Here is a 13254-nt window from a genome sequence, read left to right on the forward strand (position 1 = left end):
CCACATCACACTCCCTACTCGCTAGTAAGTCTACTGATGAGTAGGTAACATTGGCGCCACCTGCCCACCACCCTGGAGGACGACATGGCCCGAGTAGCCATCCTCGGCGGCAACCGCATCCCGTTCGCCCGGTCGAACGGCCCCTACGCCACGGCGTCGAACCAGGACATGCTCACCGCCACCCTGGACGGCCTGGTCAGCCGGTTCGGCTTGCAGGGCGAACGGCTCGGCGAGGTCGTCGCGGGCGCGGTGCTCAAACACAGCCGCGACTTCAACCTGGTCCGCGAGGCCGTGCTCGGCAGCAGGCTGTCCGCCGAGACGCCCGCCTACGACGTGCAGCAGGCGTGCGGCACCGGGCTGCAAGCGGTGATCGCGGTGGCCAACAAGATCGCGCTCGGCCAGATCGAGGTGGGTGTGGCGGGCGGCGTGGACACCACCAGCGACGCCCCGATCGGCGTGAACGAGGACCTGCGGGGTGTGCTGCTGGAGTTCAACCGGGCCCGCGGCGTCGGTGCGAAGCTCAAGGCGGCGCTGAAGCTGCGGCCCCAGCACGTCGTGCCGGACGTGCCGCGCAACGGCGAGCCGCGCACCGGCCTGTCGATGGGCGAGCACGCGGCGATCACCGCCCGCGAGTGGGGCATCGCGCGCGAGGACCAGGACGAGCTGGCCGCCGCCAGCCACCGCAACCTCGCCGCCGCCTACGACCGGGGCTTCTTCGACGACCTGGTCACCCCGTACCTGGGCCTGACCCGCGACCAGAACCTGCGGCCGGACTCGTCGGTGGACAAGCTCGCCAAGCTCAAGCCCGTGTTCGGCCGGGGCGAGGGCGCGACGATGACCGCGGGCAACTCCACGCCGCTCAGCGACGGCGCGTCCGCCGTGCTGCTGGCGTCGGAGGAGTGGGCCGCGGCGCACAACCTGCCCGTGCTGGCGTACCTCACGTTCACCGAGACGGCGGCGGTCGACTACGTGCACGGCGGCGAGGGCCTGCTGATGGCGCCCGCCTACGCGGTGCCGCGGATGCTGGCGCGGGCCGGGCTGACGTTGCAGGACTTCGACTTCTACGAGATCCACGAGGCGTTCGCGTCCCAGGTGCTCGCGACGTTGAAGGCGTGGGAGGACGCGGACTTCTGCAAGGGCAGGCTCGGGCTGGACGCCCCGCTCGGCCCGATCGACCGGACCAGGCTGAACGTCAACGGCTCGTCGCTGGCCGCCGGGCACCCGTTCGCCGCGACCGGCGCGCGGATCGTCGCCACGCTGGCGAAGCTGCTCGCCGAGCGCGGCTCGGGGCGCGGGCTCATCTCGATCTGTGCGGCGGGTGGTCAGGGGGTTACGGCGATCGTGGAGCGCTGAGGCCCGAGATTAGCCCGAACGGGTGTTGTTAGTAACACAACGCGTTCCCGTTCCGTTTCCCAGGCATGAACCACTCACGGCTCTTCGCCGCAGTCGTGCTGGTGGCGGCATCCTGTGCTGCCTGCGGGGACGCGTCCCGCGAAACCACCACCGTGCGCATCGGGGTGACCGCGTCGGCCAACGAGCCCCGGGTCGCGCTCACCGAGACCGTCGTCGACCGACTGGCGGAGGCGGTCGACCAGGGCGTGACCCGGGTCGTCGTCTACCGGCAGGGCGAGGACTCCGGCGGCGCGTACTCCGACGACGACTTCACCGTGCGTGACGGCAACGAGGTGCAGGGCGACGCGGCGCTGCGCGAGCTCGGCTTCGAGGAAAACCTGAACCGGCTGACCGGCAAGCTCAGCCAGCTCGGCGGCGACAGCGACGACCTCGACCCGCTGTCGGTGCTCGCGGACATGGCGTCCGCGGCGGGACCGGCGGTGCTCGTGCTGCAGACCAGCGGGTTGCAGACCACCGAACCGCTCGACCTGACCCGGCTCGGTCTCGACTTCGACGTGCGCGCCGTCGTGGCGTCGGTGCCCGACGACGCCGTGCCGGAGCTGACCGGCAAGGACGTGATCTTCTCCGGGCTGGGCCAGGTGTCGGGCGACCAGCGGCCGCTGCCGCCGGGGGCGCGGGACGCGCTGGTCGAGCTGTGGCTCGGCATCTGCGCGAAGTTCGGCGCGAACAGCTGCACGCTCGACCCGGAGCCGGTTCCCGGCGGGGCGTCGATCGGCCGCGGCGAGGTGCCCACCGTGGACATCGGCGAGGTCGTGCACGACGACGCGTCGGTGCACCTGCCGAACTCCGTGCTGTTCAAGGCGGGTAGTGACGAGCTCGCGGCGGGCGGGCGCGAGGTGCTGGCCGAGGTGGCCAAGAAGTTCGACGCCCGCACGACCGCGCGGGTGGTCGCCCGCACGGCCAGCGGCTGGTCGTCGGCGGAGGCCGCGGTGAACCTGACCCAGCGGCGCGGCCAGCGGGTGGTGTCGACGCTGGTGGAGCTGGGCGTGAGCCGGGCGGCGTTCACCGAGGTCGTGGGCGCGGGCTTCGCCCGGCCGCTCGCGCCGGACCTGGACGGCTACGGCGACCTGATCGCCGACGCCGCCGCCCGCAACCGCTCCGTCGTGGTCGAGCTGGCCGACCCGAAAACCAGCAGCTGACCCGCGTGTCCTACCTCCAGAACGCGCGTGTCCTACGTTCAGAACGGGTGTGTCCTACGTTCAGAACCCCCGAATTCAACGCTCAGGACACATGGGGCGTCAGTCGAGGAGCGTCCACGAGGCCGTGCAGCGGACCGTGACGGTGATCTGCTGGGCCTCCAGGTTGAGCTGGTCCATCTGCGGCGGCACGCCCGGCGCGCCGCCGTAGCCGGCCGCCATCATCCGGTGCGACGACTCGACCGCCCACCCCTCGGCGTCGCCGTCGGTCAGCCGCTGCAACGGCCCCAGCCGCACGCCGAGGGCCTGGGCGTACCCCTCGGCACGGCGGCGCGCGTCACGCACGGCCTCACGCTGGGCTTCGCGCACGGCGTCCGCGTCCTCCTTGAGCTGCCACGTCGGCCCGTGCAGCCACGTCGGCTCGGCGGTGACGAGTGCGCCCAGCAGGCCGTCGAGGCCCGAGACGTCGTCGACCCGCACCACGTAGTTCTGCACGGCCCGGCTGCCCGAACGGCGCTTGCCGTCCCAGTTGTCGTGCACGTTGAGCTGCCGCGACCGCACCTCGACGCCGGGGCGTTCCAGCGCGGGCTCCACCCCGGCGATCCGCGCGGTCAGCAGGTCCACCGCCTCGCTGCGCGTCGAGCCCAGCGTCTCGAAGCTCACCTGCACCTCGGCGCGGTCGGCGGTCCGCTCGACCTTGCCGACGCCCTTCGTCACCACCTCAGCCATGGCACGACGCTACCGCCGATGTGGCTTCATAGCGCTATATAGCTCAAACCCTAGATCAGCCAATATCGCCCGACACGGCTCGAGTATTGGATGCGTCGTAGACACCTCGATACCTTCCGAGGATGGACCCGGTGCGCAACCCGTTCGCCCCCGGAGCGGGCCAACGGCCACCCGAGCTGGCCGGGCGCGACAAGGAGCTGCGGGCGTTCGAGGTCGTGCTCGAACGGGTCGCGCGCGGCCGGCCGGAACGCAGCCTCGTGCTCACCGGGCTGCGCGGCGTGGGCAAGACCGTGCTGCTGGGCGAGCTGCGGTCCATGGCGATGAAGCGCGGCTGGGGCGCGGGCAAGATCGAGGCACGGCCCGAGGCCGGGTTGCGCCGCCCGCTGTCGGCCGCGTTGCACCGGGCGATCCGCGACCTGGCCGTGCGACACCGCGCGCCGGACCGGGTGGAGGCCGTGCTCGGCGTGCTGAAGGCGTTCGCGCTGCGATCCAACCCCGAGGACGCGAAGCTGCGCGACCGCTGGCAGCCGGGCATCGACGTGCCCGCCGCGGTCGGCCGGGCGGACTCCGGCGACATCGAGATCGACCTGGTGGAGCTGTTCACCGAGGTCGCCGAGCTGGCGCAGGACGTGGGCACGGGTGTCGCGCTGCTGATCGACGAGATGCAGGACGTGCCGGCGGACGACATCTCGGCGCTGTGCGCGGCGTGCCACGAGCTGTCGCAGTCGGGCGCGCCGCTGGTCGTGGTCGGCGCCGGCCTGCCGCACCTGCCCGCCGTGCTGTCGGCGTCGAAGTCGTACTCCGAGCGGCTGTTCCGGTACGTGCGCATCGACCGGCTCTCGCGGGAGGACGCCGACCGCGCCGTGCTGGCGCCCGTCGACCGCGAGGAGGCGGGCATCGAGCCGGAGGCGCTGGACGCGTTGTTCGACGCCTCGGGCGGCTACCCGTACTTCATCCAGGCGTACGGCAAGGCGGCGTGGGACGCCGCACCCGCCGACCCGATCACCGCGACGGACGTGGCGGTGGCCGCGCCGGAGGCGGACGCCGAGCTGGCGGTCGGGTTCTTCGGGTCGCGCTACGAGCGGGCGACGCCGGCGGAGCGGGAGTACCTGCGCGCGATGGCGGAGCTGACCGACGGCAAGGACGCGGGCGTGAACACCGCGCAGGTGGCCGAGCACCTGGGCCGCAAGCCGTCGTCGCTGTCGCCCGCGCGGGACAGCCTGATCAAGAAGGGGCTCGTGTACTCGGCCGAGCGCGGGCAGATCGCGTTCACCGTGCCCCACTTCGGCCGGTTCCTGCTCGGCCGCGAAGACTGAACGGCGCTGACCTGCGGTTATCCGTCAGCTTCGGTTGCATCGCGTCATCTAGTGCGCACGCTAGAGAGTTGGGCCGCTCGCATCCGGTCCATCAGGTGTCGCTCAGGCGAATCGTCGGAGGCCACGAGGTAGACGCCGACGATTCATCGGTGTGTGCGGCACCTCACCGGATAATCGGGTGCGTCGGGGCGTGTGAAGGTGCATACTTGAGGCACACACCGAGAGACCTTTGAGAGGGATGAACCCCCGATGAACTTCACTGCGAAGCTCCGCGCTCGTCGTGTCGAGGCTCGCAACCGCAAGGCTGTCGCCCGAGCGATCGACATGGCGCCCACCCCGGCCATGCGTCACGAGCTGATGGCGATCGCCCAGGCTCAGGTGACCTCCCTCCGCTGAGGGTGATCTTCCTCCGGCGCGCGTGACGACCACCCGATCGACACCGGGTGTGCGCCCCGTCGTCCGCGCTCCGGCGAAGGGGGAACGACGAAGCCCTGCCGCACCTCCCGCGCGGCAGGGCTTCGTCATGTCACATTGTGATACCCGCCACACCCAATAGGGGATGTAACGGACCCCGATCGTGTATCGATGTTCCAGATGACCCCGCGGTGCTGTCGGACCCCCGACCTGGCAGCACCGCGGGGTTTCCCATGTCCGGCTACTTGGCCGTGGCCGAACCGTTCCAGGTGTCGTCCGTCGTCCTGCGGGCGCGCCTGATCATCACTGCATCCCCCTACGTGTTCATGTCTGTCCCCCAATGGACCACTCCATGGTGCCATCGGGGTACGACAATTTCTTGAGGGTTTGCTGAGAGCATGATCCGGTGACACACCCCCTCCTGGTCGTCGACGCCGCCAACGTCGTCGGCTCGGTCCCGGACGGCTGGTGGCGCGACCGCGCCGGCGCGGCCGCCCGCCTGCGCGACGACCTCGTGGCCGTGGCCGAGCACGGCCTGCCGGACCTGCCCGGCCCGCTGGAGGTCGTCCTGGTGGTCGAGGGCAGGGCGCGGCACGTCGAGTCGGTCCCGGGCGTCCGCGTCGTGTCCGCCCTGGCCTCGGGCGACGACGCGATCGTGGACGTCGTCCGCGCCAACCCACCCGACCGCCCGTGCACCGTCATCACCGCCGACCGCGCCCTCCGCGATCGCGTGACCACCCTGAACGCCACCGTCCTGGGCCCCCGCACCATCCGCCGCTCCCGCTGACCACCCGGCCGGTGGCCCGTCTCAATCGGTGGACGGTGAAACAGGTCGATGTGCGAGTCGTGTTGGATCGGGACGTGACGACCGCACAACGACGCCGTGCCCGTGTCCGCGCCCCCGAGCTGGTGGGCCGCGGGTGGCTCAACACGGGTGGGCGGGACATCAGGTTGGCCGACCTGCGCGGCAAGGTGGTGCTGCTCGACTTCTGGTCCTTCTGCTGCATCAACTGCCTGCACGTGCTCGACGAGCTGCGCCCCCTCGAAGCCGAGTTCGCCGACGTGCTGGTCACCGTCGGCGTGCACTCGCCCAAGTTCGTCCACGAGGCGGAGCCCGAGGCGCTCGAGGCGGCCGTCGAGCGGTACGAGGTGGAGCACCCCGTGCTGGACGACCCCGAGCTCACGACCTGGCAGAACTACGCGGTGAAGGCGTGGCCCACGCTCGTGCTGGTCGACCCGGAGGGCTACGTCGTGCACGTCGCCTCCGGCGAGGGCCACCTCGACGCGCTGCGCCAGATCGTCTCCGAGATCGTCGCCGAGCACGACGCCAAGGGCACCCTGCACCGCGGCGACGGCCCCTACGTCGCGCCGCCGCCCCGCGAGACCGAGCTGCGCTTCCCCGCCAAGGCCGTCCTGACCCGCGCCAACACCCTCCTGGTCAGCGACTCCGCCCACCACGGCCTGGTCGAGCTGGAACTCGACGGCGAGACCGTGATCCGGCGCATCGGCACCGGCGAACGCGGTCGCCGCGACGGCCTGGAGCCCACGTTCTCCGAACCCGCCGGCATCGCGCTGCTGCCCGACGACGTCGCCGCCGAGGTCGGCTACCACGCGGTCGTCGCCGACACGGTCAACCACCTGCTGCGCGGCATCGACCTCGACACCGGCGAGGTCACCACCGTCGCGGGCACCGGCGCGCAGTGGCGTGACGGCGACACCGACGGCCCGGCCGACGCGATCGACCTCACCAGCCCGTGGGACGTGGCCTGGTGGGAGCCCGCCGGCGGCGTCGCCATCGCCATGGCGGGCAACCACACGCTGGGCCTGTTCAAGCCGCGCGAGCGCCGCGTCGAGCGCCTGGCCGGCACCACCGTCGAGGGCCTGCACGACGGCCCGGCCGAGGAGGCGTTCTTCGCGCAGACCTCCGGCCTGGCCGCGGACGGCGACCGGCTGTGGCTGGTCGACTCCGAGACCTCCGCGCTGCGCTGGCTGGACGCCGACCGGACCGTGCACACCGCGATCGGCAAGGGCCTGTTCGACTTCGGCCACCGCGACGGCCAGGCCGACCAGGCGCTGCTCCAGCACCCGTTGGGCGTCACGGTCCTGCCCGGCGGCCAGGTCGCCATCGCCGACACCTACAACGGGGCCATCCGCCGCTACGACCCGGCCACCGGCGAGGTGTCCACCCTGGCCACGGACGTCGCCGAGCCGTCCGACGCGGTCCTGGTCGACGGCGAGCTGGTCGTGGTCGCCTCCGCCGCGCACCGCCTCGAACGCCCGGTCGCGCCCGGCGCGAAGCTGGTCAGCGGCGAGGCGCACCAGGTGCGCAGGCCGCCGTCGGTGATCGCGTCGGGCGAGGTCGAGATCGCCGTCGTGTTCACCCCTCCGACCGGCCAGAAGCTGGACGACCGGTTCGGCCCGTCCACCCGCCTGGAGATCACCAGCTCGCCGCCCGGCCTGCTGGAGTCCGGCGCGGGCGTCGGCACGGACCTCGTGCGCTCGCTGCGCGTCGCCGAAGGGTTCACCGAGGGTGTCCTGCACGTGGTCGCCCAGGCCGCGAGCTGCACGGACGACCCGAGCGTCGAGCACCCGGTGTGCAAGCTGGCCCGCCAGGACTGGGGCGTGCCGATCCGCGTGGTAGAGGACGGGCCGCGGCGGCTACCCCTGATGATGGGTGGGCTCGACGAAGGCATCTAGACTCTGCTGGTGCCCGATGTCAAGCTCGAAATCCAGATGCTGCACGACCGCGTGATGGTGCGGATTTCACCGGAGGACGGCGAACGCCGCAGCAGCGGCGGCATCGTGATCCCGGCCACCGCCCAGATGGCGAAGCGCCTGGCGTGGGGGGACGTGCTCGGGGTCGGTACGAACGTGCGCCACGTCAAGGTCGGCGACCGGGTGCTGTTCAACCCGGAGGACCAGTTCGAGGTCGAGGTGCAGGGCAACACCTACCTCGTCATGAGGGAACGGGACGTGCACGCGACCGCGACCGAGCGGACCGACCACGGGACCGGGCTCTACCTGTGATGTTCGCGGTGAGACCTGTGAACCACCCGACCGTGATCGACGCGTGACGACGTTCGGGTAAGCAGTCCCAGGACCTTGCGAGAGGCAAGAGGGGGAGCGGTGCCGGAGAACCAGCGACCGGAGTACGACGCTGAGCGGACCACGGCCATGGAGCCGGTCCGCCCGTCGGGCACCGCTTCGGAGCGGACGTCCATGATCAGCCCGGGCTCGTCGGGCGAGGCGGCGTGGCCGCAGGAGGAGCCGGACAGCGAGCCGGACGCCTCGGCCACGGTCCGCAACGTGACGCCGACGTCGAGCGCCGGCGACAACGCGACGGCCCCGCCGGGCGTCTCTCACAACGTGACGCAGCAGCACCAGCCGCGCAACGCGCAGCAGAACCCGCCGACGGGCGCGGACGCCACCCGGGCGATCCCGACGTCCGGTGACCGGACGCGCGCCCTGGCGCCGCCGCCCGACGCCGAGCGGACCCAGACGATCAACACCCCGCCCGGTGGCTTCGGCCGGCCGCCGTCGCCGTCGGAGGCCACCACGGTCTTCGCCACGCCGGTGTCGCCGCCTCCCGCGCCGGAGCCCGAGGCGACCGTCTACGGCCCGGTGATGGTCGACGGCGACCCGGAGGCCGACGACGCCGCTGCCCGCCGCAAGCGCCTGCGCAAGACCGGCCTGATCGCCGCCGCCGTGCTCGGCGTGCTGGTCGTCCTCTACGGCCTGGACCTGGTCATCTCCGGCGGCGACGTGCCGCGCGGCGTGACCGTGGCCGGGGTGGAGGTCGGCGGCCTGAGCCACGCCGAGGCCGAGCAGAAGCTGCGGGACGAGATCGGTCCCCGCCTGGCCGCGCCGGTGAAGGCGCGCGCGGGCGACGTCGAGACCGCCGTGGACCCGAAGGCGGCCGGCCTGGAGCTGGACTGGGCCGCCACGCTGGACCGCGCGGGCAGCCAGCCGCTGTCCCCGATCACCCGCGTCACCTCGTTCTTCACCTCCCGCGAGGTCGGCTTCGCCACCACCAGCGACCAGGCCAAGCTGGCCGCCGCGCTGGAGGCGCTGCGCGCCGAGACCGACCACGAGCCCGCCGAGGGCGGCATCCGCTTCGAAGGCGCCACGCCGGTCGCGGTCGACCCGAAGCAGGGTCAGAAGCTGGACGTGGCGGGCGCCTCGGACAAGCTGCTGGCCGACTGGGCCGACGGCGAGACGGTCGAGCTGCCGGTGGCCACCACCCCGGTCAAGACGACGAAGGAGGGCGTGCGCAAGGCGTTGGACGAGGTCGCCAAGCCCGCCACCGCCGCGCCGCTGATCATCCAGGGCGAGGGCAAGGACGCCACGCTCACGCCCGAGCAGCTGGCCACCGTGCTGGTGTTCGAGCCGGCCGACGACGGCGGCCTGACCGCGAAGGTCGACAACGGCAAGGTCGTGGAGCACGCCGGTCCCCAGCTGAAGGAGACCGAGAAGGAGGGCAAGGACGCCCAGATCGTGTTCGAGGGCGGCCGGCCGGTGGTCAAGGAGTCGGTCGACGGCCTCGGCATCGACTGGGACAAGTCCCTGGCCACGGCGCTCGACGTGCTCAAGCGCGCCGACCAGCGGTCGATCAAGGCCGAGTACAAGCACACGCCCGCGAAGGTGACCACCGAGCAGGCCAACAAGATGGGCATCAAGGAGGTCATCGGCGAGTTCCAGACCGGTGGCTTCGTGGCCGCGTCCGGCACCAACATCCGCGTCGTGGCCGAGAAGGTCAACGGCGCGATCGTGAAGCCGGGCGAGACGTTCAGCCTCAACGCCTACACCGGTCCGCGCGGCACCGCGCAGGGCTACGTCGAGGCGGGCATCATCGAGAACGGCGTGCCCGGCAAGGCGGTCGGCGGCGGCATCTCGCAGTTCGCCACCACGCTGTACAACGCGGCCTACCACGCGGGCATGAAGGACGCGGGCCACAAGGAGCACAGCTACTGGATCTCGCGCTACCCGAAGGGCCGCGAGGCGACGGTGTTCATGGACGCCGCGGGCAACAGCCTGATCGACATCAAGTTCACCAACCCGGACGACACCGGCGTGGCGATCCAGACGATCTGGACCCCGTCCACGATCAAGATCGTGCTGTGGGGCACCAAGAACTACGACGTGACCGGTTCCACCAGCGCCGAGTTCAACCACACCCAGCCGCAGGAGCGCAAGGTCAACAAGCCGGACTGCCAGCCGAGCGCCGGCGCGCCCGGCTTCTCGGTGACCGACACGCGCACGATCACCGACCGCCGCACCGGCCAGTCGCGCCAGGAGAGCCGGACCGTCCGGTACGACCCGCAGTTCAAGATCGTGTGCGAGCCGCCGCCGCCGGGCGGCTGAGCAGGGACGATTCACGGTAGCCACGATTGGGTATCACCCGGTCGTGGCTACCAACGTGCAAGAGGTGCGGAGACATCCCGCGGTCCAGGTACTCGGCCGCGCCGGGATGGTGTGCTACGGGCTCGTCCACGTCCTCTTGGCGGCGTTGACGGCTCAGGTCGTCCTCGGTGACACCGGGGAGAAGACCGACCAGAAGGGCGCGGTCGCCAGCCTCGCCGAGACGTCGCTCGGCCCGGTCCTGCTGTGGGTCCTGGCCATCGGCCTGTTCGCGTTCGCCGTGTGGCAGCTCGCCATGGCCGCCGGCGGGTACGGGTGGGTCACGAAGAAGCGCAAGCGGCTGTACCGGCGGTGCGGTTCGGTCGGTCGTGCCATCACGGGCACGGCGATCGGCATCGCCGCGATCAACTACGCGACCGGGACGTCCCAGAAGAGCGGCACCGAGCAATCCCAGACGTGGACCGCGCGGCTGCTGGCGCTGCCGTTCGGGCAGGTCCTCGTGGGCCTGGTGGCGCTGTTCGTCATCGGCCTGGGTGTCATGGTGGCCCGCAAGGGCGTGAAGAAGTCCTTCGAGGACGACCTGAACATGTCGGAGCTGCCGCCGGCGACGCGCTCGTGGGTCGAGCGGCTGGGCCGGATCGGCTGGATCGGCAAGGGCGCGTCCTACGTCCTCATCGGCGTGCTGGTCGGGTTCGCCGCGATCAACGCCGACCCGAAGGAGTCCGGCGGCATGGACAAGGCGCTGCACACGCTGGCCGCCCAGCCGTACGGCGTGTTCGCGCTGGCCGTGATCGCGGTCGGCTTCCTGGGCTTCGGCGCGTACTGCTTCGCCGCCGCCAAGGCGCACAAGGGCTGAGCCGGACGGCGCGAGGGCGGGCACCGCGCGGTGCCCGCCCTCGCCGTTCGCCAAGCGTCGCAGGGGTCCCCGCCCAGGGGACCCCTGCTTTCATTCTGCCCGAAGGGTCTGACAGTTCCGGCTGGTCGGCCGGGTCAGAACGAGGCCTCGTCGACGTCCATCAGGGCGTTGTCGGTGGCCTCGGCGATCTTGCGGCGGGCGGTCAGCTCCGGCAGCACGGTCTTGGCGAAGAACGACGCCACCGCGACCTTGCCCTCGTAGAAGGCCTTGTCCTTGGCCGAGACCTGGCCCGCGAGCTTGGTCAGCGCCACGTCGGCCTGGCGCAGCAGCAGCCAGCCCACCAGCACGTCGCCCGCCGTCATCAGCAGCCGGACGGTGTTCTGGCCGACCTTGTAGAGGTTGCGGACGTCCTCCTGCGAGCTGGTCAGGAAGCCGATCATCGCGCCGAGCATGCCCTGGAGGTCTTCGAGCGCCCGCTTGAGCAGCGCCCGCTCCTCCTTCAGCCTGCCGTTGCCGCCCTCGTTGTCGAGGAACTGCTGGATCTCGCCGTTGAGGAAGCCCAGCGCCTGACCCTTGTCCCGGATGATCTTGCGGAAGAAGAAGTCCAGCGACTGGATCGCCGTGGTGCCCTCGTACAGCGAGTCGATCTTCGAGTCGCGGATGTACTGCTCGATCGGGTACTCCTGCAGGAAGCCCGAACCACCCAGGACCTGCAACGACTGCGCGAGCTGCTCGTAGGCGCGCTCGGAGCCGACACCCTTGACGATCGGCAGCAGCAGGTCGTTGACCTTCTCCGCCAGCTCCTTGTCCGGGCCGCCCAGGGCGATCTTGTCCTGCTGCGTCGCGGTGTACAGGTAGACCGCGCGCAGGCCCTCGGCGTAGGCCTTCTGCAGCATCAGCAGGCGGCGCACGTCCGGGTGGTTGGTGATGGTGACGCGCGGCGCGGTCTTGTCCGTCATCCGGGTCAGGTCGGCGCTCTGCACCCGCTCCTTGGCGTAGGCCAGGGCGTTGAGGTAGCCGGTCGACAGCGTGCCGATGGCCTTCGTGCCGACCATCATCCGGGCGTACTCGATGACCTGGAACATCTGCGCGATGCCGTCGTGCACCTCGCCGAGCAGCCAGCCCTTGGCCGGGACGCCGTGCTGGCCGAACGTCAGCTCGCACGTGGTGGAGACCTTGAGGCCCATCTTGTGCTCGACGTTGGTGACGAAGGCGCCGTTGCGCTCGCCGGTCGACTCACCGGTCTGCGGGTCGAAGTGCCACTTCGGCACGAGGAACAGCGACAGGCCCTTGGTGCCCGGCTTCGGCTCGATGCCGGGGCCCTCGGGGCGGGCCAGCACCAGGTGCATGATGTTCTCGGTCATGTCCTGGTCGGCCGAGGTGATGAACCGCTTCACGCCCTCGATGTGCCAGGTGCCGTCGTCCTGGAGGGTGGCCTTCGTGCGGCCCGCGCCCACGTCGGAGCCGGCGTCCGGCTCGGTGAGCACCATGGTCGCGCCCCAGCCGCGCTCGATCATGATCTCGGCCCAGCGCTTCTGCTGCTCGGTGCCGTTGCGGTGGACGACCGAGGCGAAGTTCGGGCCCGCCAGGTACATGTAGATGGCCGGGTTCGCGCCGAGGATCAGCTCGGAGGCCGCCCACTGCACCGACGGCGGGATGCCGAAGCCGCCGAGTTCGTTCGGCAGCGACAGCCGGTACCACTCGCCGTCCCAGACGGCCTGGTACGACTTCTTGAACGACTCCGGCAGCGTGGCCGAGTGGGTCTTCGGGTCGAAGACCGGGGGGTTGCGGTCGGCGTCGGCGAAGGACTCCGCCAGCGGCCCGACCGCCAGGTTGTTGAGCTCGGCAAGCACGCCGCGCGCGGTGTCCTCGTCGGACTGCTCGAACGGCCCCGTGCCGAGGTGGTCCTGCACGTTGAAGACCTCGAACAGGTTGAACTCGAGGTCCCGGACGTTGCTCTTGTAGTGACCCATCTCGTCGCTCACTCCATGCTGGTCGGGGCGGTCCCCTACTGACCGGTAACAACAGGGTA

General features: G+C 71.1%; 11 protein-coding genes. 9 read left to right on the forward strand and 2 right to left on the reverse strand.

Translation table 11 applies throughout. From position 1 onward, the window contains the following. Positions 1 to 84: 84 nt before the first annotated feature. Together LZG04_RS12415 and LZG04_RS12420 are read left to right on the forward strand one after the other, a co-directional pair. Positions 85 to 1353 carry an acetyl-CoA C-acetyltransferase gene (locus tag LZG04_RS12415; protein ID WP_233816208.1) on the forward strand — a complete coding sequence of 423 codons (1269 nt, stop codon included), beginning with the start codon at positions 85 to 87 and terminating at the stop codon, positions 1351 to 1353. A gap of 65 nt (positions 1354 to 1418) precedes the next feature. Continuing rightward, positions 1419 to 2552 (forward strand): OmpA family protein, encoded by a 1134-nt coding sequence (locus LZG04_RS12420; protein ID WP_233816210.1) that lies wholly within the window; start codon positions 1419 to 1421, stop codon positions 2550 to 2552. A 99-nt stretch (positions 2553 to 2651) separates the two neighbouring features. Here LZG04_RS12420 and LZG04_RS12425 read toward each other — a convergent pair whose 3' ends face one another. After that, positions 2652 to 3278 carry an SIMPL domain-containing protein gene (locus tag LZG04_RS12425; protein WP_233816212.1) on the reverse strand — a complete coding sequence of 209 codons (627 nt, stop codon included), beginning with the start codon at positions 3276 to 3278 and terminating at the stop codon, positions 2652 to 2654. 122 nt (positions 3279 to 3400) lie between these two features. Here LZG04_RS12425 and LZG04_RS12430 point away from each other — a divergent pair, with 122 nt between their 5' ends. From LZG04_RS12430 to LZG04_RS12460, 7 genes are all read left to right on the forward strand, one after another. Beyond that, positions 3401 to 4594 carry an ATP-binding protein gene (locus tag LZG04_RS12430; protein ID WP_233816237.1) on the forward strand — a complete coding sequence of 398 codons (1194 nt, stop codon included), beginning with the start codon at positions 3401 to 3403 and terminating at the stop codon, positions 4592 to 4594. 249 nt (positions 4595 to 4843) lie between these two features. After that, a complete protein-coding gene (locus tag LZG04_RS12435) occupies positions 4844 to 4990 on the forward strand; it encodes a hypothetical protein (protein ID WP_233816239.1) in 147 nt (48 codons plus the stop codon). A gap of 424 nt (positions 4991 to 5414) precedes the next feature. Next, positions 5415 to 5795: an NTP pyrophosphohydrolase gene (locus LZG04_RS12440; protein ID WP_233816241.1), complete on the forward strand. Its 381-nt coding sequence runs from the start codon at positions 5415 to 5417 to the stop codon at positions 5793 to 5795. A 74-nt stretch (positions 5796 to 5869) separates the two neighbouring features. Beyond that, the gene (locus LZG04_RS12445) at positions 5870 to 7705 is read left to right on the forward strand and encodes an NHL domain-containing thioredoxin family protein (protein WP_233816250.1); all 1836 of its coding nucleotides are present in this window, start codon (positions 5870 to 5872) and stop codon (positions 7703 to 7705) included. A 36-nt stretch (positions 7706 to 7741) separates the two neighbouring features. Then, positions 7742 to 8035 carry a co-chaperone GroES gene (locus LZG04_RS12450; protein ID WP_141984069.1) on the forward strand — a complete coding sequence of 98 codons (294 nt, stop codon included), beginning with the start codon at positions 7742 to 7744 and terminating at the stop codon, positions 8033 to 8035. A 597-nt stretch (positions 8036 to 8632) separates the two neighbouring features. Further along, complete coding sequence (locus LZG04_RS12455) at positions 8633 to 10369, forward strand: VanW family protein (protein WP_233816917.1); 1737 nt, start codon at positions 8633 to 8635, stop codon at positions 10367 to 10369. A gap of 64 nt (positions 10370 to 10433) precedes the next feature. Then, positions 10434 to 11222 carry a DUF1206 domain-containing protein gene (locus LZG04_RS12460; RefSeq protein WP_233816252.1) on the forward strand — a complete coding sequence of 263 codons (789 nt, stop codon included), beginning with the start codon at positions 10434 to 10436 and terminating at the stop codon, positions 11220 to 11222. Between the two features lie 134 nt (positions 11223 to 11356). On the opposite strand, the gene LZG04_RS12465 is transcribed toward LZG04_RS12460, so the two are convergent. Next, on the reverse strand, positions 11357 to 13195 hold the full coding sequence (locus LZG04_RS12465) for an acyl-CoA dehydrogenase (RefSeq protein WP_233816919.1): 1839 nt from the start codon (positions 13193 to 13195) through the stop codon (positions 11357 to 11359). Between the last annotated feature and the right edge of the window lie 59 nt (positions 13196 to 13254).

This window comes from Saccharothrix sp. S26 (genome assembly GCF_021390395.1).
GTDB lineage: Bacteria > Actinomycetota > Actinomycetes > Mycobacteriales > Pseudonocardiaceae > Actinosynnema.

Excerpts from the sequence above, each read along its gene's own strand:
- LZG04_RS12415 (WP_233816208.1), top strand. The coding sequence starts at position 85 with ATGGCCCGAGTAGCCATCCTCGGCGGCAACCGCATCCCGTTCGCCCGG.
- LZG04_RS12420 (WP_233816210.1), top strand. The coding sequence starts at position 1,419 with ATGAACCACTCACGGCTCTTCGCCGCAGTCGTGCTGGTGGCGGCATCC.
- LZG04_RS12425 (WP_233816212.1), bottom strand. The coding sequence starts at position 3,278 with ATGGCTGAGGTGGTGACGAAGGGCGTCGGCAAGGTCGAGCGGACCGCC.
- LZG04_RS12430 (WP_233816237.1), top strand. The coding sequence starts at position 3,401 with ATGGACCCGGTGCGCAACCCGTTCGCCCCCGGAGCGGGCCAACGGCCA.
- LZG04_RS12435 (WP_233816239.1), top strand. The coding sequence starts at position 4,844 with ATGAACTTCACTGCGAAGCTCCGCGCTCGTCGTGTCGAGGCTCGCAAC.
- LZG04_RS12450 (WP_141984069.1), top strand. The coding sequence starts at position 7,742 with ATGCTGCACGACCGCGTGATGGTGCGGATTTCACCGGAGGACGGCGAA.
- LZG04_RS12455 (WP_233816917.1), top strand. The coding sequence starts at position 8,633 with ATGGTCGACGGCGACCCGGAGGCCGACGACGCCGCTGCCCGCCGCAAG.
- LZG04_RS12465 (WP_233816919.1), bottom strand. The coding sequence starts at position 13,195 with ATGGGTCACTACAAGAGCAACGTCCGGGACCTCGAGTTCAACCTGTTC.